General features: G+C 66.6%; 13 protein-coding genes and 4 pseudogenes. 10 read left to right on the forward strand and 7 right to left on the reverse strand.

All coding sequences use genetic code 11. The annotated features are described in order from the left end of the window. Positions 1-3 precede the first annotated feature (3 nt). Complete coding sequence (gene trxB / locus OG395_RS04240) at positions 4-984, forward strand: thioredoxin-disulfide reductase (protein ID WP_327241660.1); 981 nt, start codon at positions 4-6, stop codon at positions 982-984. Between the two features lie 261 nt (positions 985-1245). After that, a complete protein-coding gene (locus tag OG395_RS04245) occupies positions 1246-1398 on the forward strand; it encodes a hypothetical protein (protein WP_327241661.1) in 153 nt (50 codons plus the stop codon). Between the two features lie 230 nt (positions 1399-1628). Here the strand turns inward: OG395_RS04245 and OG395_RS04250 are convergent, their stop codons facing one another. Then, the gene (locus OG395_RS04250; RefSeq protein WP_327241662.1) at positions 1629-3782 is read right to left on the reverse strand and encodes an alpha-galactosidase; all 2154 of its coding nucleotides are present in this window, start codon (positions 3780-3782) and stop codon (positions 1629-1631) included. Between the two features lie 34 nt (positions 3783-3816). Beyond that, positions 3817-5040 carry an ROK family transcriptional regulator gene (locus OG395_RS04255; RefSeq protein WP_327241663.1) on the reverse strand — a complete coding sequence of 408 codons (1224 nt, stop codon included), beginning with the start codon at positions 5038-5040 and terminating at the stop codon, positions 3817-3819. A 118-nt stretch (positions 5041-5158) separates the two neighbouring features. Between OG395_RS04255 and OG395_RS04260 the strand changes: the two genes are divergently transcribed. The 5 genes and pseudogenes from OG395_RS04260 (at position 5159) to OG395_RS04280 (ending at position 12036) form a co-directional block, all read left to right on the forward strand. Beyond that, complete coding sequence (locus OG395_RS04260) at positions 5159-6316, forward strand: ABC transporter substrate-binding protein (protein ID WP_327241664.1); 1158 nt, start codon at positions 5159-5161, stop codon at positions 6314-6316. Then, positions 6274-6804 (forward strand): annotated as a pseudogene (locus tag OG395_RS04265) (carbohydrate ABC transporter permease); the annotation flags it as partial. The gene OG395_RS04260 and the pseudogene OG395_RS04265, both read left to right, overlap by 43 nt. A gap of 134 nt (positions 6805-6938) precedes the next feature. After that, complete coding sequence (locus OG395_RS04270; RefSeq protein ID WP_327241665.1) at positions 6939-9356, forward strand: Ig domain-containing protein; 2418 nt, start codon at positions 6939-6941, stop codon at positions 9354-9356. Between the two features lie 53 nt (positions 9357-9409). After that, positions 9410-9548 (forward strand): annotated as a pseudogene (locus OG395_RS04275) (carbohydrate ABC transporter permease); the annotation flags it as partial. A 118-nt stretch (positions 9549-9666) separates the two neighbouring features. Continuing rightward, a complete protein-coding gene (locus tag OG395_RS04280) occupies positions 9667-12036 on the forward strand; it encodes a hypothetical protein (RefSeq protein WP_327241666.1) in 2370 nt (789 codons plus the stop codon). A gap of 224 nt (positions 12037-12260) precedes the next feature. Here OG395_RS04280 and OG395_RS04285 read toward each other — a convergent pair whose 3' ends face one another. Further along, positions 12261-12860: a helix-turn-helix domain-containing protein gene (locus tag OG395_RS04285; protein ID WP_327241667.1), complete on the reverse strand. Its 600-nt coding sequence runs from the start codon at positions 12858-12860 to the stop codon at positions 12261-12263. A 129-nt stretch (positions 12861-12989) separates the two neighbouring features. Next, positions 12990-13436 (reverse strand): annotated as a pseudogene (locus OG395_RS04290) (ISAzo13-like element transposase-related protein); the annotation flags it as partial. Between the two features lie 120 nt (positions 13437-13556). Here OG395_RS04290 and OG395_RS04295 point away from each other — a divergent pair. Next, the gene (locus OG395_RS04295; protein ID WP_327241668.1) at positions 13557-15287 is read left to right on the forward strand and encodes an IS1182 family transposase; all 1731 of its coding nucleotides are present in this window, start codon (positions 13557-13559) and stop codon (positions 15285-15287) included. Positions 15288-15455: 168 nt separating this feature from the next. On the opposite strand, the gene OG395_RS04300 is transcribed toward OG395_RS04295, so the two are convergent. Continuing rightward, a complete protein-coding gene (locus tag OG395_RS04300; RefSeq protein WP_327241669.1) occupies positions 15456-19283 on the reverse strand; it encodes a discoidin domain-containing protein in 3828 nt (1275 codons plus the stop codon). Between the two features lie 662 nt (positions 19284-19945). Between OG395_RS04300 and OG395_RS04305 the strand changes: the two genes are divergently transcribed. Beyond that, positions 19946-20194 carry a hypothetical protein gene (locus OG395_RS04305; protein WP_327241670.1) on the forward strand — a complete coding sequence of 83 codons (249 nt, stop codon included), beginning with the start codon at positions 19946-19948 and terminating at the stop codon, positions 20192-20194. After that, a complete protein-coding gene (locus OG395_RS04310; RefSeq protein WP_442818511.1) occupies positions 20195-21466 on the forward strand; it encodes an IS4 family transposase in 1272 nt (423 codons plus the stop codon). On the opposite strand, the pseudogene OG395_RS58055 reads toward OG395_RS04310, so the two are convergent. Together OG395_RS58055 and OG395_RS04320 are read right to left on the reverse strand one after the other, a co-directional pair. Continuing rightward, a pseudogene (locus OG395_RS58055) lies at positions 21392-21676 on the reverse strand (helix-turn-helix domain-containing protein); the annotation flags it as partial. The gene OG395_RS04310 and the pseudogene OG395_RS58055 overlap by 75 nt on opposite strands. Positions 21677-21968: 292 nt before the next feature. Beyond that, positions 21969-22127 carry a hypothetical protein gene (locus OG395_RS04320; protein ID WP_327241672.1) on the reverse strand — a complete coding sequence of 53 codons (159 nt, stop codon included), beginning with the start codon at positions 22125-22127 and terminating at the stop codon, positions 21969-21971. Between the last annotated feature and the right edge of the window lie 316 nt (positions 22128-22443).

Here is a 22443-nt window from a genome sequence, read left to right on the forward strand (position 1 = left end):
TCAGTGACCGAGCCCACCTCCGACGACGTCCGTGAGGTCATCGTCATAGGCTCCGGCCCCGCCGGATACACCGCCGCTCTCTACACCGCCCGCGCCCAGCTGAAGCCACTCCTCTTCGGCAGCTCGATCTTCGTCGGCGGGTCCCTGACCACGACCACCGAGGTCGAGAACTTCCCTGGCTTCCCCACCGGCATCGACGGACCCGAGCTCATGGACAACATGCGGGCCCAGGCCGAACGCTTCGGCGCCGAGATGATCGACGACGACATCGTCTCCGTCGACCTCACCGGCGGCATCAAGACCGTCACCGACTCGGAGGGAACGGTCCACCGTGCCAAGGCCGTGATCATCGCGACCGGCTCCGGCTACCGCAAGCTCGGCCTCCCGAACGAGGACGAGCTCTCCGGCCGGGGCGTCTCGTGGTGCGCCACCTGCGACGGCTTCTTCTTCCGCGACCGCGACATCGTCGTGGTCGGCGGCGGCGACACCGCCATGGAGGAAGCCACCTTCCTCACCCGCTTCGCCCGCTCCGTCACCGTCGTCCACCGCCGCGATACTCTGCGCGCCTCCAAGGCCATGCAGAACCGCGCGTTCGCCGACGACAAGATCTCCTTCACCTTCGACAGCGAGATCGCCGAGATCAAGGCCGAGAACGGCATGCTCGCCGGAGTCGCCCTGCGCGACACCATCACCGGCAAGACCGGCGACCTCGACGCCACCGGCCTCTTCATCGCCATCGGCCACGACCCGCGCACCGAACTCTTCACCGACCAGATCGACCTCGACGACGAGGGCTACATCAAGGTCGAGGCTCCCTCCACCCGCACGAACCTCCCCGGCGTCTTCGCCGCTGGCGACGTCGTCGACCATACCTACCGCCAGGCCATCACCGCCGCCGGATCCGGCTGCCAGGCCGCGCTCGACGCCGAGCGCTACCTCGCCGCACTGGCCTCTCCTGTGGAGCCAGTCGGCGTCCCCGCCTGATCACGTGTAGGCAGGGCCCCTCAGGGCTCTGCCGCCTGCCCTCGTCGGACACGTTGGTTCAGCACGCGTTGTTCGAATTGCCATCACGACTTGCCGGGCCAGCACAGACAGGGCCTTGTCCTGTGACAACCCTGCCCGTCACTGCGGGTGCCGATAAATCATCCACCCAGGTGGAGGCCTTGATCGACTGACCCCTCAGGTCGCGCTCGCCGACCACTCCGATGTCTTCACGTGCACAGACGCGGACGACATCATGATCTCGTGCTGCTGCGCCTGGCCTACCTCGCCGCGACCAAATCCTTCTCGCTCCTGCGCCTGCTGCCGATGAGCGACCGGGACAAAGACATCGAGATCCTTGCACTTCGGCACCAACTGCGGCGACGCCTCGGTCGCAGGCAATCGCTGATCGTTTGATAGCTGCCGCGGTAGCCGAGCTCTTGGAGCTCGGCGTGGAGATGGACCGCGAGCGTCGCGGAACACCGCCGTCTTCAACGCGCTGGTGGCGCAGATGCCACAGCTGGCCTCAACGGACGACTGCGAGCCGATGAGTACGCCTGGGCTGACTTCACCGACACCTTCGCGACGGTCGGCGATGCGGTCGCAGCGGCGGAGGAGGCTGGCCGGCGCCGTGTGCCTTCGCCGGATCAGACCGCCCGCAGGCGGACCAGCGCCGCGCTCTGGGGTGCGCGCGCAGGACCCGGCAGCCCGAATGCTCCGAGCGCTGCGCCGGAGGCCTGGATGCCCGTGACCTCCCAGGTCACCGACGGGTCGGTCGGAGCGACGAGCGAGGCGCGGTAGGTGCGGTCCGGGTCGAGTCCCGGGATGCGGAGCCGCGGTGGCACGGGCACGATCTCGTCGAGCTGGGCGTAGGAGAAGAGCGCCTCCGACCGGTCCCGGGCGACCACTCCGTGGGCGAGCAAGCCGTCGGGCAGCTCGACGCGCGTCAACCGGCCTGTGTGCAGGAGCGCGCGGTGCCGCTTGTAGAGGCCGATCCAGCACGCAAGGCGGTCCAGCTCGTGGGCCGGCACCTTCGTGAGGTCCCACTGGACGCCGAACTGGCCGAAGAACGCCGTGGCCGCGCGCAGGTCCAGGGTGCTGGTCCGGCCGGTCTGGTGGGAGACCGGCGCGGTGACGTGAGCGCCCAGGTACTCCAGCGGGGCAAGCTGGGCGGTCCAGTGCTGGATCGGCTGGCGGGACAGCGGATCAGTGACGTCGGAGGTCCAGGCGCTCTGGACCCGCTCGAGCACGTCCAGGTCGATCCGGCCGCCTCCCGAGGCACAGCTCTCCCACGAGATACCGGGATGGCGGCGGGCCAGCTCGTCGAGGAGCTCGCGGAAGGCAAGGGTCTGCCGCCGTGACGCGGGCCGGCCGGAGCCGCGCGAGTCACCGCCGTCGATCTGGTCGCGGTTGTGGTCCCACTTGACGAAGTCGATCCGGTGCGCCGCCACCAGGCGGTCGAACGCGTCGACCAGGTGTGCCCGCACGTCCTCCCGGCTGAGATCGAGCAGGTAGCAGTTGCGTTCCAGCACGGGCGACCGGTCGCCCGTGCGCAGGATCCAGTCGGGGTGGTCGCGGTAGACCGCGGAGTTCGGGTTGACGGCCTCAGGCTCCCACCAGAGCCCGAACTCCATCCCCTTCTCGTGCACCCGGTCCACAAGCGGTGCCAGCCCGTCCGGCCACACCACCGGGTCCGGGGTCCAGTCGCCCAGGCCGTCGTCGAGGGAGGTTCGGCCCGCGAACCACCCGTCGTCGAGCACGAAACGCTCGGCGCCCAGCCTGGCCGAGATGTCGACCAACGCGGTCAGCGTGTCGAGGTCGTGGTCGAGGTAGACCGCCTCCCACGGGTTGAACATGACGGGTGCGGGCGAGGACGGATGGGCCGCGAGGGACCGGACGTACTGATGGGTCGCGTCCGCCAGGCCGTCGAGCCCGCGCGCGGACGCGGCCACGTGCACCCAGGGCATCATGTACGTTTCGCCCTCAGCGAGTACCAGCTCGCCCGGGTGCAGCAACTCGCCGGCCCGGACGACAGCGGCACCGGAGCTGAGCTGCTCGACGGTATACCGGTGGTTTCCGCTCCAGGCGAGGTGGACACCGAGCACCTCACCGTCGCCGTAGCCGAAGCCAGGGGTACCGACCACGATCAGGCCGGTGCCGTCGAGGCTGCGCATGCCGCGGCGGTGCTCCCGGACCCACTGCCCGTCCGCGAGGGCACGGCGCTGGGGCTGCCGCTCGCGGGCCCATCGCCCGGTGAAGTCGAGGATCTCGCCCGCGCCGGTCGGAACGGGGATGACCACGTCGAGCGCGTCGACCACGTAGGGACCGGTGCCAGCGTTGGTCAGCAGGTGCCGGAGGCGGAGGCCTCCTCCCGGGACAGCTTCGGCCTCGAAGCGCAGTTCGAGGCCCGCTGCCTCGTCGGTGGCCTGGACCACGAGCGAGCCGTCGTCACACCGCACTGCGCCGGGACCGAACGCGGTGGACCAGTCGCTCCCCGGGCTTTCGGGGCCGATCCGGTGACCGAGCAGCGCAGGCCGTCCGAGGTAGCCGCGCGCGTGCTCCGGGAGCACGCTGACCGGTGAGCCGATCAGCCAGGAGTTCCAGGCCGTGGTCTCGACCGGGGCGGGGATCGTCAGGGACCGGACGTCCGTCGCCGCCAGGGAAAGCCCCATCCACCCGACGTCGGGCAGGCCGTCCGCCCTCGGCAGCAGGACCATTGTCGTGGTCTCGGTCCCGCCGAGACCGGAGAGGGACACGGGGGCGGTGGGCGCGGGCACGGCGACGCGTCCGGGCTCGATCATTCGGTGGCTCCTTGGCTCGGCAAGAGGGGGTGGATCAGGCCTGCACTGCGAGCAGGCGCGCCTTGAGATCGTCGAGGGCCAGCCGGGCGGCGCCTAGGGCGACGGACTCGTCGCCAAGCAGGGACACGCGGAACTCCGGCGAGTCGAGTGAGGTCGCGGCCAGGTGCCGCTCGAACGGACCGGCGAGCACATTCCCCGCGCGCGACAGACCGCCGCCGAGCACGACGAGGTCGGGGTCGACGGCGTGGACCAGGGTGGAGGCGCCCAGGGCGAGGGCCTCGGCGACGCGGTCGACGATGCGCGCTGCAGTGCGGTCGCCGTTCGCGGCCGCCTCGAAGAGTGCCCGGACGTCGTCGCTGGTGGACTCCTCGGCGGTCGAGCCCGCGAGCTTGCGGCTCTCGTGGTCGAGCTGCGCCATCACGTCGGCCCACCCCAGGATCTTCATGGCGCCGACGGACGCCGCTAGGCCGTGCCGTCCGTTGTGGATCTGCCCGTTGATGACGATCGCGGCCCCGAGGCGGCGGCCGGCGTGCATGTAGACGAGGTCGAGTGCCTCGGTGGCGGCGCCCTGCCATTGCTCGGCCGCCGCCGCGAGGTGGATGTCGTTGGAGATCAGCACGTCGCGCTTGAAGCGCTCCGACACCTCCGAGACCACGTCGATCTTGTCGAAGCCCGGGAGTGAGTAAACGTCGAGGTCCTGGCCCGCAGGAACGGTGCGGATGTCCTTGACCTCCGAGCCGTTGGCCGTCACGCCTGTGATGCCGCAGGCCACCGAGCGGATCTGTTCCCAGCTCGTCCCGGTCTGCCGGACGGTCGCCTCCACCAGACGCGCCGCGGCCCCGATGCGCCCGGCCGGCCGGAGGCCGGAGTCGACGCTGCGCCTGCGCACCGCCACGACGTTCCCGCGCAGGTCGCAGATGACCGCGGCCACCTTGTGGGCGCCGATGTCGACTCCGACGACGGCGAAGTTCTCGGCCACGAGCTCGTAGCACCGGGCCGGCCGTCCCGCGGACCGCTCGCCGTTCGGACGGCCGAGCGCCTCACGGACGAAGCCCTGGTCCAGCAGTGTAGCCACCAGTTCCTCGGCGGTGGGGCGGGAGACTCCGACGATCTTACGCACGTCGCTGACCGTCAGCGACGCGGTGTCGAGGAAGGCCCGCACCGTGGCTGCGAGGTTGAGCTTGCGCAGCAGGTGGGCATCGCCCGCACGGCCGGTGGGAGCCGCGCTGCGCTGGGTTTCACGTGTGTCTTGACTCACAGCGTCACGCTATCTACATTGACGCCCCAGCAGCAATATTGCCAAGAAACTTCCTTATCTAAATTCTGGCCGAGCGACCTCCCCCGGTGGGTTCGACCAGCACGGAAGGAGGGTCTCGATGGGCAAGCGGACCAACTGTGTCGCGACGGCCACACCACTGGGCCTCGTCGCGCTGACAGGCTGTGCCGTCGGCGGAGGGGGCAGCGGGGGGAAGAGTTCGGACGGTGACGTAACGCTGAGCCTGCTCACCTTCGAGACCCCCAACCTCACCACCTCGTACTGGGACGACATCATCGCCAAGACCAGTGCCAAGGTGCCGGGGGTGAAGATCAAGAAACTCGTCGCGCCGAGTGCCGAGCAGCGCAACGAGTACGCGCGCCAACTCGACTCGACCAGCGCACTGCCCGACATCATGGTCGAGATCGACCCTGCCGGACTGGCGGAGGCGGGCAAGCTCGCCCAGTTCGGCAAGCAGGAGCTGGCGGACTGTGCCAATCCGACCGCGAACAGTTTCAACGGCAAGATCTACCAGCTGCCCACCAACTCGCAGACCTGGCAGATCTACTACCGCAAGGCGGCCTTCGCGAAGGCGGGCATCGCCGCTCCCCCAAAGAAATGGGACGGCCTGCTCGCCACGGTCGGCAAGCTGAAGACGGCGGGGATCAAGCCGTTCGTCATCGGCGGCGGTGCACCGGACGGCCTCGGCCCGCGATGGACCTTCGCCCAGCTGAGGGCCGACGAGGTCTACGCCAAGGACCCGAAGTGGCTCGACAAGCTGGTCGCGGGGAAGACTGACTTCAGCGACCCGCTGTTCGTCAAGGCGGCGACCGAGATGAAGGCACTGGCGGGCAAGGGGAACGTCGACAACCTGTCGGCCACCTACGCACAGGCGCAGGGCGCCTTCCTCGGCGGTAAGGGCGCCATGTACCCGATGGGCTCGTGGTTCCCGACGGCCCCGAACAAGGCGCAGCAGAAGCAGATCGTCGTCTTCCCCATGACCACGCAGCACGGCTCGCTCGCCTTGCCCGTGTACACCGGCGGCGGTCTGTCGGTGAGCGCCAAGGCCGCCGACGTTGCCAAGGCCAAGAAGTGGGCCATCGAGTTCTCCAAGCTGAACGCCGACGGCGCGGCGCGGTACGACGGCTTGTTCGTCGCCCTCAAGGGCTACACACCGCCGGCCGGCCTGCCGCCGCTGTACGACACGACCCTCGACATCTACAAGAAGGCCCAGTCCAGTGGAGCCGTGCCGTCCTCGGTGTCATGCTGGCCGGTCTGATGATCCCGCCCGCAGTGATCATGCTTCCGATCACACGGATCCTCGACGCCATCGGGTTGCTGCACACGATGCCCGGCGCGGTGCTGGTCGACGTCGGGTATTACCTGCCGTTCGCCGTGTTCGTCTTCATGGGCTTCGTCCGCTCGGTCCCCCGCGAGCTCGAAGAGGCCGCGGCGGTCGACGGTGCCAGCCGGTTCCGGACCTTGTGGCAGGTGGTCTTCCCACTCCTGCGGCCGGCCTCGGCCAGCGTGCTGATCTTCCTCGGGGTCTGGGTCTGGAACGACTTCCTGACACCACTGCTCGTCCTGGGCCCGGGAGCCGGGAACACTGTGACGGTCGGGATCTTCCGCTCCATCGGCCCCTACCAGCAGGACTTCGGGGCGGTGTTCACCTTCATGCTGCTGGCCACACTTCCCGTTCTGGCCTTCTACCTCGCGTTTCAGAAGCACTTCGTCCGCGGCCTGACCGGTGGTGCCACGAAGGGCTGACCGGCACGACAGGCCGGTCCCATGCAATGTCGATCGAGTGGTGACGGGAGAGAAACATCATGCGGTTCTCAAAGAGCACGCCTTGTTCCCAGCACACCCCGCGCAGAGCTGTACTTCGCGGAGGCGCCGGTGCGTTGGCAGCCGCGATGCTGCCCATCGGCGCCCTGACTGCGGTCGGGGCACAGTCGGCGCAAGCACTCCCCGCCGGTATGGCTCCGTCGATCGAGATCGGGGCCGGATATCTGAAACTCAAGCTGGACGCGGCCGGGACGATCGTGGGACTCGTTGACGTCAGGACCGGGGTCGATTACATGGCGTCCGATCGTGCCGCGTCCCTGGTGAGCCTGGTGGTCGACGGCACACAGCAACGGCCGACCGCGGTGAAACGGTCCGGGCGCGGCGGCCGGATCCTCTCGTTCAGGAACACGGCGGCGAACTGGACGATTCAGGTGGAGATGGTCGGCAAGGCCGGCTACACCACGTTCGAGGCGATCGCCGTCGACGCGCCGGCCGGAGCCGACGTGCAGACCCTGCTGTGGGGCCCACTGGCCACGTCGATCTCCGAGACGGTCGGCACATCGGTGGGCGTGGTCCGCGACGACCATTTCGCCATCGGGCTCCGTCCGCTGACCGACCGTACCGAAGGCGCCTGGCCGCAGGAGAACCAGGACATGGGCTGGGAGAGCGAGGTTGACCACGACCCGGACCACGTGAGCGTGGGTTCTCTGGAGGAGTGGAGCGCGGCAGGCGTGACCCCCTGGGGTTCCGTACTGCGCGCCTTCACCTTCGACTACACCAAGGAACGCCAGCGCAAGGTACACGGTTATCCGATCCCGGTCGGGCCGCTGCCCGGCCGCGACGGCGAGATCGCCGGTTCCAAGATTGCACTCTTCGGAGCCTCGCCTGAGGCGACGCCGACGATCCTGTCCAACATCGCGGCGGGCGAGAAGCTGCCCTACCCAAGGCTGAACGGTCAGTGGCAGAAGGCCTCCCAGGCGAGCAGCCAGTCATGGTTGGTGCTCGGCGACCTGCAGACCGACAACATTCCGGCGGCGGCCCGATTCGCCAAGGCGGCTGGCATGAACCGCATCTACTCACTTACCAGCAGCTACGGCCCATGGGAGTCGAGCGGCCACTACAAGTTCGACTCGAGCTTGGGCGGGAGCGACGCCGGGGCCGCGGCAGCCGTGGACATCGCCGAGGCCAACGGTGTACAGCTCGGCGTACACACTCTGTCGGGCTTCATCAGCACCGGCGACGAGCCCTACGACTGGGCCTGGTTCCCACGAGACGACTACCTCACGCCACCCGCCGACGATCGGCTCGCAATGGGGGGCAGCGCCTCGCTCAACCGTCCGTTGACGGCCAGCGACACCACCGTGTACCTCGACTCCGGCGCGCTGCTTGCTGCGGGAGTGCACCACAGCTACTTGCGCATCGGGGACGAATTCGTCAGCTACGGAGCGGCCGCGCAGGTCGGGAACGAGTGGAAGCTGACCGGCGTGCAGCGCGCGCGATGGGGATCGGTCGCGGTCTCACACGCTGCGGGCGACCGCGCCGCCCGAGTTGTGGCCAACAGCTACGGCGGCGCGATCGGTGGACATGCCGTCCTCGACGAGATCAGCGACAGGCTGGTCACCGCGTGGAACAAAACCGGCATCACCGGTATGTCGTGGGACGGCCTGGAGTCGGCATCGGAGTCCGGCTGGGGCGCTTACGGCATGGCTCACCTCGTGAACGGGACGTTCCGGCGAATCGATGTCAAGGACCGATTCATCTCCGAGACCAGCCGGATGTCCTCGAACACCTGGGACGCGCTGACCCGGGCCAGCTGGGGTGAAGTCGGCAGCACCTCGATGGAGCAGGTGTTCAAGAACAACAAGTACCTCCGGGCGAACTTCCTCCCCGGAATGCTCGGCTGGATCAGCCTCAAAGGCTCGGACACTCTGCTCACCATGGAGTGGAAGCTGGCTCGAGGCGCCGGTCTGAACGCCGGGGCAGGTTTCCAGAGCTCGGTCTCCAGTGTCGTGTCGGGCGGGGAGAACACGACGCGGCTGCTCGAGGCTATCCAGCAATGGGAGACGGCACGCAACCTGGGTGCGTTCACCGCGGAGCAGCGGGCGCGGTTCCGCGACCTGACGACGAACTGGCACCTGACCGTGGTCGAGCCGGGTAAGCGATGGTCTTTGCAGGAGTTGGACGCTGCCGGGGAGCCGGTCGGCAACCCCCAGGTCGTCGTCACTCCGACCCCAGAGCTCGACGCCGGACCGCTGCCCGCGGCGGCCAAGGGAGACCTGTACGAGGCGATCGTGAAGACCAACACGCCGGCGACCACGCGATACGCGGTGACCTCGGGGGCCTTGCCTGCGGGGCTCGTACTCAATGCCGACACCGGAGGGATCGTGGGTACGCCCGCCAAGGCGGGAACAGCGCGGTGCACGATTACGGCATACCAGAGCTCCGGCCAACCGCGGGCGCAGCGCGACTACGAGATCGACGTGGCCAGTGAGCGGGTCGAGCCGGACGCGCGCGGTGGATCACCGTCACGCTGAAAGAGACCTGTACGTGGCGTAAGCCGAGGGGCGTACGCCGTGTGTTGCACACCATCGGCCCCTACCAGCAGGACTTCGGGGCGGTGTTCGCCTTCGTGCTGCTGGCCACACTGCCCGTCCCGGCTGGCCTTCTACCTCGCGTTTCAGAAGCACTTCGTCCGCGGCCTGACCGGGGCCACCACCAAGGGCTGAGTCGGCTTGCCACGGCATGAGCACGTCCATGACCGGCACGGCTCGTCACCATCCATCCGCTCATCGTCTCAGCAGGGTCAGGCAGTTCTGAGCGTCGTTCTCATCGAAGGGAATCCCCATGTACGGTGATCAGCAACTGACACGTCGCAAGATGCTGCACACCATGGCCGCGGCCGGTCTCGTCGCAACGGCCGTCCCCCTTGCCGCCCGGGCCAGCGCGAGCGCCGCGACTTCGAGCCCGGCGCTGTCCCAGGACTGGGTCGTCCACCCGGTGACCACGCCGTCGACCATCTCCGTCCACGGTCGCTCCGTCACGATGGCCAACGGGATCGTGCGGCGCTCCTTCCACACCGCACCCAACTTCACGACCACCTCGTTGAAGAACCTGGGCACGGGCCAGGAGATGCTCGACCACACCGGTGAGCCGGAGGCCACGATCGTCCTGGACGGCACCACGTACGACGTCGGAGGCACGAACGCCTCCGGTGGCTTCGTCTACGCCTCGCACCGGATCGAGGACAGCACGCAGAAGCCGTACGAATGGACCCCCTACGAAAAGGACGGGGTCACCCTCAAGCCGTACGCCGAGAAGCGGCCGTGGCCCGCCAAGGGCAAGGCACTCCTGGTCGCCTTCCGCCCCCACCCGAGCCTCGCGGCGAAGCTGCGCGGCGTCACTGTGACCGCGCGCTATGAGATCTACGACGGCATCGCCACCGTCATGCAGAAGGTCTCGGTGGACAACACCAGCGCGACACCGGTCATGGTCGACCACCTCACGGTCGACCGGCTGCACGTGCACAGGCAGCTGGCCGGGCGGCTCTATCTGGACACCGACTATCACGGAGGCACCGACAACGCATACCGCAACAACGACAAGGACCGTACCTACACCACCACCGACGAGGGCGACCACAGGACCTACACTGTCCTCTACAAGGACGGTCCGGCGTACCGCATCGGGACCGAGGAGCCGTACTGGGGCGGGCACTTCGACGGTTTCCGCAGCTTCCTCCTGCTGCACAGCACCGATCACTACGAGGCGCAGCAGATGGAGATCAAGGCGATGTACCGCACGCTCGCGCCCCAGATCACCGAGAACCCTCTGTTCTACCACCTGATATCGGACGACCCGACCGCACTGCGGAACTCGGCGACCGCCAGCGCCGCCATGGGCTTCGAGATGATGATCCAGTCGTTCGGGAGCGGCTTCAACATGCTCAGCACCGATCCGGCCTACCTCTCCCGGAAGAAGGCCGACTTCGACGCCGTGCGCGCCATGGGCCTCGACCCGGGCGGGTACACGCTGCTCACCACCGGGCAGATCTTCGACCCGGCCGAGAGCAGCTGTGCGGGCACTGACTGGGGAACCGTGATGGGCCTGGGTACCACGGGCTTCGCAGAGTTCCAGCGTCGGGTGCAGAACAGTATCGATGCCACCGGGATGGGCGTTGTCGAGCTCGACGGGCCCTGGCCCATGTTCCGTTGCGGGGAGACCAATCACGCCTACGCCGACGGCGGTGCGGACACGGTCTACAAGCAGTGGACCTTCAGCAATGACCTCTACAAGATGATGCGAGAGCGCGGCGTCTACATCAACGCGCCCGACCTGCACTACTTCAACGGCAGCAACAAGAACGTCATCGGCTACCAGGAGAACGGCTGGAGCCAGCCGCGTCAGCAGCAGCTGCTGCACGGTCGGCAGTATATCTACAACGGCACGTACGAGAGGGTCCCGTCGGCGACCTGGACGTTCATGCCGATCGATGTCTACCACGGCGGTGGCACCGCCGCCGCCTTCATGCCCCTCAAGAAGAACCTGTTCGACTACAGCTGGGGAATCGGCCAAAGCTTCCTGGCCGGCGTCAACCCGACCTTCCGGGGCACAACGATGGACGATGGCGATCCCGACGTCCGGTCGGTGGTGAAGTATTGGACAGACATCTACAAGACCTACCGCGGCCTCGTCACCGCCGACATCGTGCATCTGATCCCGCCCCGGCACAAGCCCGGCAACCTGGCCCGCGGCGCCGGCATCGACGCGTTCATGCACGCACGTTCCGAAGGCAACGAGCGGGCTCTCGTGGCGGTGTTCAACCAGACTGACGAAGAGCGCACCCAGAGCCTGACCGTGCCGCTGTACTACACGGGCATGACCGACGTGACCGAGGCGCCTCAGCCGGTCCCGGGGTCGTACCTAGACACCAAGGACATCCCGGTGTTCGGCCCCTGGCCAGTCGTCGAGTACTTCCCGAAGCCGAGCTGGACGGGCAGCTACCCCAGCGCGACACCCACTGGCACCAGCGTCGACGTCTACCGCGAGGGGGAGGGCAGGCCTCGCAACCTCACGATCGACTCCAACGGCAACGTCCAACTTGAGGTGACCCTGCCGCCGATGACTTTCACGTGGTACGTCGTGACCCCCCACGGCGTCAAGCCGGTGGCCCCGCCGGCCAAGCCCGCTGCACTGCCGCCTTCCGGGTCCAGGTGACCGGCACGCCGCTCGACTCTCCGGACGGCGTGCACCGGCACGCCGTCCGGATCACCGGAGGCGAACACCGAGCCCGGGTGACACCAGCGCGGCGGTCGCGTTCGACGGGAGCGTCGACACGTTCTGCGAGGTGCTTTCGCTCCGCGTCCGGCGCGCACGAATCGTGTCCGTGATCCGGGGACGCTGCGAGCACACCTTCGCCCACCCGAAGTGCTGGCGTGCCCTCACCAACCCACGCAAGGTTCAATGACCCGTCTGCCCGGACGTTGCTGAGACAGGAGATCCGCCCTGCGCCGGTCGGCCCGCGGGCGGACGGCCGGGGCCGTCCGGCTCCACGTGCGGAAGCCGGAGGGGGACATCGACGTCGCCGCCCGGAACCGCCGGGAGAAGTAGAGCGGATCGGCGAAGCCGACTCGCGCAGCGATCTGGGCGACAGGCAGGTCCGTGAGGTCGAGGAGTGGCCGGGCGAGTTCCATCCGCTGCTGTTCCACGTACGACATGAGGCTCATGGCGAGCTGGGCGATGGCGAGATGAGCCAGCCGGGAGGCGGACAGGCCGTCGGCCCTCGCCAACAAGGCCAGGGTGTACGGACGTTCGAGATGGTCGCCGCCGTTCTCGAGTACGGCGCGCAGCCGCGGGTCGAGCACCGCCTCGCGCGGGTTGCGGCTGTCGCACCACAGCAGCGCCTCCTCGACGGCGTTCGCGGCGAACAGCGTGTGGCGGCGCAGTCTGCTGGTCCGTGCGGCGGGGTCAGCGTCACCACCCGCGCCTGAGGGAACCCCGCGGGCTGGCCGTTCTTGACCGGCCCGCCGAACGCGGGCCACTTCGTCTCGCGGTCCGAGTCGGGGGAATCCTTCCAGGTCATGGTGCGCTGCCCGACACCGCACGCGACGACACCTTGTGGGGCGTCAACCGGCGCCGCAACAGGGCGCCGCCGACGGCGGCTGCGGGAAGGTGCCCTGCAAGGAGAACCCCTCGGCCTTCAGCAGGGCCGCGACGGCGTCATGGCCGACCCGGTGCCCCTGACGGGTCAGCTCGGCCGCCAGGTTCCGGGTGGACTTGACCGTCCACCGCAGCGGGGACTCCGGATCGCCGCGCTGATCGGGCTCGATGAGTGACAGCAGGGCCGGAACCAGCCCCGGATCGATATCGGCCAGCCGCTTGCGGCCCGCCCGCGACGCCCGCACGCGCCCCGACGGCTGCAGTCCGCAGTCCAGCTCGCCGACACCACGCGAGACCGTGGACTCCGCCACTCCGGCGGCACGGGCAACAACACGGACCCCGCCATGCCCGAACACGCCAGCCGCAGCCCCGAGCACCAGGCGCCGCTGCCGCTCATCCAGATGCGGCAGCAGCTTGCCGAGCTGTGCCGCCAATACCGCCTCAGTCCCGTCCGCCACACCCGGATCTTACGACCCAACCACGACTCTGGTGCGCAATTCTCGGCGGCTGCTTGACCGGTAGGTGATGATCGTTCCTGCGGTCGTTACGTGTCGTCCGGCCGTGGAGGGTGGGTTGTGATGTCGTTGCGGCCGATGGGGCTGCCGCCGGTCCCGGAGCAGACGGTTCGGGTCGCGCGGGCGGCGTTCCCGCAGGAGAGTTTGGCGATCCGGGTGCGGGACCGGCTCGGGGAGGTCTTCACCGATGAGCCGTTCGCTGAGGCGTTCGGGGTGCGTGGGGCGCCGGGCCTGTCGCCGGGGATGCTGTCGCTGGTCACGGTGTTGCAGTTCGCGGAGAATTTGACCGATCGGCAGGCCGCGGCGATGGCGATACGGGCCATCGACTGGAAGTACGCCCTCGGCCTGGAGCTGACGGACACCGGCTTCGACCACAGTGTGCTGCCCCGGTTCCGGGCCCGCCTGGTCGGCAACGGCATGGAACGTGTCGTCTTCGACCGGCTCCTTGAGCACTGCGTTGATGCCGGGCTGGTGGCCGCGGGAGGAAAGCAGCGCACCGATTCCACCCATGTGGTCAGCGCGGTACGGGACTTGAACCGGTTGGAACTGGCCGGGGAGAGCGTGCGGGCTGCGCTGGAGGCGCTGTCGGCCGCGGCACCGGACTGGCTGGCCCGGGCCGTGGACGTGCCGGAGTTCGCCCACCGCTACGGACCTCGGGTCGACAGCTGGAAACTGCCCGGCTCCAAGGTCAAGCGCGACCAGCTGTCCCAGGTCTACGGCCAGGACGCGTTGCGGCTGTGCCGGGCCGTCTGGTCGCCCGACGCGCCGGCCTGGCTGCGGGAGATCGGGGCCGTGGACATCATGCGCCAAGTCCTCGTGCAGACCTACACCGTCCGCACCAGCAGCCGGGGCAAGGAGGTGGTCAGCAAGCGGGAAGCCGACGAGGACGGTGTCCCGCCCGGCCATCTCCGCCTCGCCTCGCCCTACGACCCCGACGCCCGCTGGTCCGCCAAGGGCGACGACCTGTTCTGGCTCGGCTACAAGGTCCACCTCACCGAGAGCTGCGACAACACTCCCCCCGAAGCCGAAGCCGAAGCCGAAGCCGAAGCCGAAGCCGAAGCCCGGGGACTGCCGAAACTGATCACGGATGTGACCACCACCCTGTCGACGGTGCCGGACGTGAAGGCCACCGCGCCGATCCAGCAACAACTCGCCGACCGCGGCCTCCCGCCCGCCGAGCACTACCTGGACTCCGGCTACCCCTCCGCCGAACTGATCGAGGCCGCACGCAGCCGCGGAACCGTCATGGTCACTCCCGTCCTCCTCGACCGATCCGCCCAGGCCAAGAGCCACACCGGCTACGACAAGAGTGCCTTCCGGATCGACTGGAAAGCCCGCCAGGTCCGCTGCCCCCAGGGCAACACCAGCACCGGATGGCACCCGGTGCGACAACGCGAACGAGACGCCATCGTCGTCGAGTTCGCCAAGACGGACTGCCAGGCATGCCCCGTCCGACCCGAGTGCACCTCGGCCCGGCGCGGCAACCGCATGCTCACCCTCTACCCCGAGCACCTGCACACCGCCCTCGCCGCCGCCCGCACCGAACAGAAGACCAAGACCTGGAAGGACAAGTACGCCCTGCGGGCCGGAGTGGAAGGAACCATCAACCAGGCCCTCGACATCACCGGCATCCGCCGGGCCCGCTACCGCGGGCTGCCGAAAGTCCGCCTCCAGCACGCCTTCTCCGCCACCGCGATCAACGTCGTCCGCCTCGACGCCCACTGGACCGAGCATCCACTGGACCGCAGCCGCACCAGCAACCTCACCCGCCTCAGCTACCGACTCACAGCCTGACCACCCACCCGGAATTGCGCACCAGAGTCAACCACCTCATCAAAGCGAGGAGTTATTGATCGACAGCTCCCTGCACGGACTGAGGCGCTGGGACCGGTTCTCCTTCGTTGGCAACCGGCCAGCGTCGTGACTGGTAAAGACCACGACGCTGACCGGCTACCGTGTCACCTACCTTCCGTTGATGGCGACCTCGAGCAGGTCGGTAGTTGACCCGTTCGAGCCGCCGTCGAACACCAACTTCACGTACTGGGCCTGTGCGCTAAGCGGGTACTGGTCGCTGAACCCGAAATAGGCAGTGCCCGTTGGGCCGTTGACGGTGCTGGCATCGTTCCAGGTCACGCCGTCGACACTGGTTTGGATCTTGATCGTCTTGGGCGTGTTGACGTATCGCTGATCCAGCGTGTTGAAGTTGATGTCGATGTTCGAGACATCAGACTTCGCGGGAAGCTTGAATTGAATCCAAGCCTGCTCGCTTCCTGGTACCGACCACTTCGACTGATCGAAGTGATCGCCGTCGATGAGCCTGCCGTCGGTGAGGTTCGACACCGCATCTTGGCCCTGGCCGGCCGTGATCTCGGCACCCTTCGCAAGGTTCCGGTACGGCAGCAGGTCCATGAATACCCGGTTTGTCGTGTAGGTCTTACCGTTCAGTGTCACGTCTGCCCAGACGACTCCTCTCGTGGATGCCTCGACCTGCGGGGTGATGACCTTGTTCCCCTTGAACGCGAACGTGTCTGTTTCCTTGATGGCGACCGGCTTGTACTTGTCCCCGCCGGTCAGATCGACGATTCCGCCATGCCATTTGACCTGTGTCGCGTCCAATCCGATGGGCCCGCCTGTAGCCGACCTGCCTTCGAGCTTGTACTCGAGCCCGTCGTTCAGGCCGAACTCGCCGTATGCCTCTTTCCCCTCCACCATCAGCGATGCGCTGATCATGTCGGCGGCATAGACGAGGCCATCCTTGACCGTCACCTTCAGTTCACCTTGCTTGGTCACCCCTTCATAAGTGCCGCGAACCGTGATGCTCGTCGTGCCATCCGACACCGGATGCACGATTCCGCTGGGGCGAACCTCAGCTATCCCAGGATTCGCGCTGCTGTAGGTCACGTGCGAAAGCTTGGCCTTCAGGGCGGGATACGTCATGTAGCCCTCGGCATTGACCTTCAACACCTTCGGCGCCAACTGCTCACCGGTCACGTCGACGTTGGTCAGCTTGTACTTGCGCTCAGGATTGTCGGTCACGATCTTGATGATCGTGTCGATCGGGTCTTCCTTCACATCAGCCAGGTTGATGGTCAGGCTGTCGCCGTCCTGCTTGAACGACGTGACCGGGCTGTCACTGTTCAGCCATTTCACCGAATTGACCCGACCCTTGACCGGGCGAATGGTCAGGGACTTACCGGGAATCGCATCGAAGCCCTTCTTGCCGTCCGGCCCCTTCATGACGTGAAGGTAGATCTTGTTGTCCCGGGCGGTCGCGTAACCCCATTGCGGACCAGTCGTGCTGTTGGGGCGAGCGAACTTTTCGTAATTTCCTCGTCCGTCGTCCTCGTAGCCGTAGCCGGCCAGGAAATACGGCGTTGTGCCCGTCGTGGACTCGTGCCGCTCCGGCTTACCCTTCGGCCCGAACCAGTCGGCCAGCCCTTCTCTTACATCGATGAACTCCTGTACAGCCTTCGGGTACCTCGTGGCGATGTCCTGGGGAGAGTCCCAGTTCGGTCCCCGGCTGTCGATAACACTTTGATCGTTGTTGTCGACAAGACCTCGACCAGCGTTCATCAGCATTTCTTTGGTGACCTGCCTGAAGTCGTCGCGCTTTTCGTAGTACGGCGACAACATGTTCTTCGTGTGGATCATCTTCCACGGTTCCATGACCGTCCGCTTCAGAAGATGATTCCCATGCGCTGGGGAGTAGATGCCTGACGCCTCGTCGGTTCGCAGGTCCGGATCGCCGTACTCGACGCCCCAGGCGTTCGAGTTCACAACGATCTCGTCGCTGTAGTTGCGAATGAGGCTGTACATCACGTCGTAATTGGCGTTGGGCATTGCCTGCGGACCGTCGAAGTACAGGTAGTCCGGAGCGTAGCGGTGGATGAGATCCTCCACGTTCTGCACGAGCACGTCAGTGGAGTAATGCTGCAGACCGCCACCCTCGGTTGCGTAGTACAAGCCGAACTTCATGCCGTGACGCTTTACTGCTTGCTCGTACTGCCTCAGTCCGTCTACCACCTTCCCGTTCTCATCCTTGGGAAGATACTCTGCCCTATTGTGCTTCGGGTCTGCGAATTTGGACGGCCAGAAGTAGTTCTGCTGCAGCGACTCGACCGACACCAGCGAGTGTCCTTGACGCTTCGCTCTCTCTGCCCATCGGTCAACGGAGTAGTTCGGATCCACGAAGTAGTTGTACGTCGGGGTGGAATGGGTCAGTGCACCGACCCTGCCTTCTTCGAACCACTTGTTGGGGCGCTCCTTCACCGTGATGGTGAAGTCTTTTGAAGCAGTGTTCCCGTCCTTGTCGGCCACCTGGACGGTGAAGTGGTAGTTGCCCGGCTTGGAGTTGATGCTGATGATGCCTTTGGCGCTGTTCAGATCGACTTTCCCGTCGACCAGTCCAGTCGTGATGGAGCCGTCAGGGTCCAGCTCCAGACCATCAGGCAACTTCCCGTTGACGACCTTCCACGTATAACCTGGCGCGCCACCAGCAGCCATGAACTGGAAAGCCGAAGCGGAGACGCCGTACTTGTTGGAGGCGGCTGACTTGTTCCAGACGTACGGCCATTCCTTGTAGCCGGTCGGCATGTTGCCCTGCGGAAGCGAAGTGTGGATCGCATCGTCAGTCGAGAGTCCTTGCGACACGATCTGCAGGCTTCCCGACGGCCCTGCCACAGAATTGACCAGATCATTGAGCTTGTTGCCGTTCTGGTCCGTCACCCGGCCGTAGAACCCGAGATAGGCTACGTTCTGGTCCTTGGCGATCGGCACGCCATTTGAATTCACGTCCTCCGTGTAGGTGTGCTTGATCTGAATCATCAGCTTGTTCCAGCCTGCGTGCAGCTGAACAGCTTGCTTCGTCAGATCCTTCTGCACCTCCGCCGGAGTGCTTGGGGCCGTCAGGCAGCTATCGTTCACATACAGCCGGTACGAACCGCTCGCCCCGACGTTGAAATATGCCTGCCGCTCGACCGGACTGTAGACGTACGTGTGCGCGTACACGTACTTGTTCCGCGTATCGACACCCTTCTTTACGGAGTAGTACCCGTAGAGATCCTGGTAGTCGTCGTAGGTCCGGTTGTAGATGCGGTCGTCGAAGTACTCCCACTTGGCGCTTTCGTCGCCGAAGCTCAGCGACTCGCCCACCTTCGGGGTGATCTTCGTCTTCCCGTCGACCGGGGTGTACGTGCCGGACGGCAATCCCGCAGAACCGTACAGGTTGACCTCGGCGGCCGAAGTGAAGGGTTGCCCGTTTTGCGAACTCAGGGCCCGCAGCCGCACGTGCTTGGCACTGACCGGCGGGAAGGTGACCGTCTTCACTTCGGCCCCGGCGCTGAACGTGCCAGTGGCTATCGGTGTGCCCCACGAGACGCCGTCGTTGCTGACCGACACCTCGTAGTTCGCGATGTTCCCGTTGGTACCGCCGCCCTGCCGTGGCAGGTACGTCAGCTTGTCGATCACGTGCGGCTCGGTCAGCGTGATGTCGAGCCAGTGCGGCATGGGTGCGACACCGCCGGAGTACGCGGTGTGCCAGATGGTCGACGGGTCACCGTCGACCGCGTTGGCCGCGGCACCGTTCTCCGCCGCGGTCTCGGCACTGTCGGCGACGGCCGACCACCCGGGCTTCGAGTCATCGGCTTCACAGTCGTACTGCTTGTCGACCACCGGCGAATCGAACGGGCCCGACACCAGCCACGAGTTGAGGAACGGAGCGTTCCCTGTCACCTGCTGCGCAGATGCCTGATTTGCCGTTGATGCACCAAATAGGAGTGACGCAATGATCATCACCCCTAGGGAAGATGCAATCTTTCTATGACTTTTTCTCACTGTCGAGTGATCCCCTCTTCATCAGTGACCATTCCGCACCCCGCCATTGCAGGACATGCGGGAGTGACAGGCGCGCGACGCGTCAGGAACGGCCCCTACCGTTGCGGAGGTGAGGGTGAACCTGTCGGCGTTCCTTCACTCAGAACACCGGCGACAGCGCCAGTGTCGTTGTTCAGCACCAGCCGGCTACCTCTGCTGCGAGGGAACCGACGTGCCAGTCCACGGTGGCACCCCGGGCACGGGAGCGGCGGCGCCTCGATGTCGCGCCGAGACGGGATGCGAGATGCTCAACTTCAACTGACTGCAGATCTCGCATGGTTCAGACTCTTTTGACGGTCGGCAGTCCTCACTGAAGCCCTCCTCCCCACCCAGGCCTGCGTATGCACCCCAGACCCACAGCAGTGTGTGGTTTGATCGCAGGCCGGTCAAGCAGTCAAACAGAATCTATCCGCCACCTTCAGGAATATAGATCTGATACATCTGACCCACTACAGGTCGGTGACCACGCGGCGCATCGTGTCCGAGTTCGGTGCCTTCACCAGGCCGAAGGCACCGCAGCGCGGTCATGTCGGGCGGACTGGAGAAGCTGCTGCGGGTCTTCGGGGGACAAGGCGCGGGTCGTGGCCGTGGACAGCAAGTGCCTGCGGGGCTCGCGGGACGCGGCCGGGCAGGCGGTGATGGTGCTGGGGGCGATGTTGCAGGACGGCACGCTGGTCGCACAGCAGATGGTGGCGGACAAGGGGAGCGAATACCCCTGCGTCTGCTGCGGCCGTCTGATTATGGACGACCCGCCCGGCTCGTACGAGATCTGCCCGTCTGCTTCAACACCGTTGCGTTTGAGTCTTGAGCGGCAGGTCAAGCCCTGGTGAATGACGCAGCGGGACGTCCTGGTGGATCAACTTGTTGCTGATGCAGAGCGATCATCGGGAGTCCCATTGCCGGAGAAGTCTGTCATCACGCGAACGATCGAGGTGGCCGGGGGTGTGTACGCGCCCGGGCACGTGGGCGAGCTGACGCAGGTCGTGGACTTCGCGCTGATGGACGCGGTGCTGGAGAAGACCGGGACGCAGGAGCGCCGGCTGCGGCTGCTGGTGCTGCCGTCGCGGGTGGTGGTCTACTTCGTCCTCGCAGTGGCCCTGTTCGAGGACTGCTCCTACCGGGGGGTGTGGGGCAAGCTGGTCGCCGGGCTGGAAGGACTGGCCCTGGTGCGGCCGGCGGTTTCTTCACTGTCCCGGGCCCGGCGGAGGATAGAGACAGCCCCGCTGCGGCGCCTGTTCGAGGTCCTTGCCGGGTCCCTCGCCCACCGCGGCCAGACTGGCTCCTTCTGGCGCGGCCTGCGGACCGTGGCTGTCGACGGGACCTTTCTGCACGCGCCCGACGAGCCCGCGATTACCTGGCGCTACCCGAAACGGGCCGGTTACTGGCTGGAGTTCGGCTATCCGCTGCTGCGGCTCGTGGTCCTGGTGGAGTGCGGCACCCGCGCGATCCTGGCCGCCGCGTTCGGACCTGAGAGCGAAGGCGAACTCACCTATGCGCAGCGCTTGTTGAGTGTGCTGGACCGCACGATGCTGCTGCTGGCAGATGCCGGCTTCGACGGCAACGAGTTCGCCCGGGATGTCCACGCCACCGGCGCGCAGTTGCTGGTGCGGCCCTCCGCCCGCCGCATCCCCACCCCCGGCTGGCATCTCGCCGACGGCTCCTACCTGGCCCGGATCGGCTACGGCGTCCTGCCCGCCCTGCTGAGGGTCCGCGTCATCGAGGCCGACGTCACCCTCACCCTGGCCGACGGCACCGTCCGCCACGAGCAATGGCGGCTGCTGACCAGCCTCCTTGACGCCACGTGTTACCCCGCCACCGAGTTGATCGCCCTGCATCACGAGCATTGGCAGGCCGAGACCACGTATTTCTCGATCAAGGCCACGATGCTCGACGGCCGCATCCTGCGCTCGCGCAGCCTGTCCGGGCTTGACCAGGAGGTCTACGCTTGGCTCACCACCTACCAGGCCCTGATCCGCGCAGCCGCCGACACCGCCTGCACCCGGCCCGGCCTGGACATGGACCGCATTGCCGTGCGTGGCCGGCCCCTGCTCGAGGTACACGGCCAGTTTCTCCAGACAGTGCGTGGACAGACGGCATCGTGATCCGCTCGGGCCGCGGGAGGCGAGAGCCTGCGCACCGCCATCCCGCCACAACTGGTGCCACTGATAGGCGGACTTCCGGCTCACCCGAAGACGCCGTGCCACCTCCGCCGGCTTGATCTTCCGCTCGAAGAGCTGGGCCGCCTCCATCCGCACCGTCTCCCGGCGCCGTCGTCCCGCCGCGGTCAGTCCGCCCCCATCCGCATACCTCACATAGCACGGGATACAGCCACCGCTCCAGGCCCATCAGCGACTTCGTGAAAGTTCACCCTGACAGGCCGAAGTCAGCAAAGGAGGGCTTCGATCTGTCTGGCTGTGGCCGTGATGGTTGTGCTGAGCCATGTGCGGCTGGCGCCCCGCAGGGGCGCCAGCAAGGGGAAGCGGCGGTGGAATTCGGCGAGGGCCTGTGTGACGAAGAGGAGGTCGTCACTGAGGAGCGAGCGTCTCCAGTGGGTTGATGAGAACAGGCTGATCAGCGTGATGTGTTCGGGATATCCGGCCGCAATCAGCCAGGGGCCGCCTTGTCCGGTTCGACTGTCGGCCCCTTGACCCGGACCGGGTCGTGGAGGAGTTCGGCTCGGTGGACGAGCTGGTAGTGGCGGTGGGCCAGACCGCTCCAGAGCTTGCCGGCGGGCCCGAAGGTGAAAGGTCGAAGACCCGGCATAGATCTGATCAATGGCCAGCATCGAAGGCACGGAAGCCGGGTCACGAGTCGACGAGAGAGCGACACGGGACCCGTTGCGCGCGCCTGGCCATCGTCATGGGTTCGCTTCGCTGCATGCCGGCGCCACAAGTACGTCCGTTAGAACCCTTGCCGGGCGGGAATAGATCTGATCTACTTCCCACGCCCTTGGACAGGATGTGAAACATCCTGGCAACCCTGAATGCAGCGGTGTGGGCAGGAGGGAGGCTTCGATCCCGCGACTTGAGGACGGCTGTGGGGGGCGGATGGGCCGCTGAAGATCCACAACGGCGGGGCA

It is taken from the genome of Streptomyces sp. NBC_01320, from assembly GCF_035974375.1.
Lineage (GTDB): Bacteria > Actinomycetota > Actinomycetes > Streptomycetales > Streptomycetaceae > Streptomyces > Streptomyces yanii.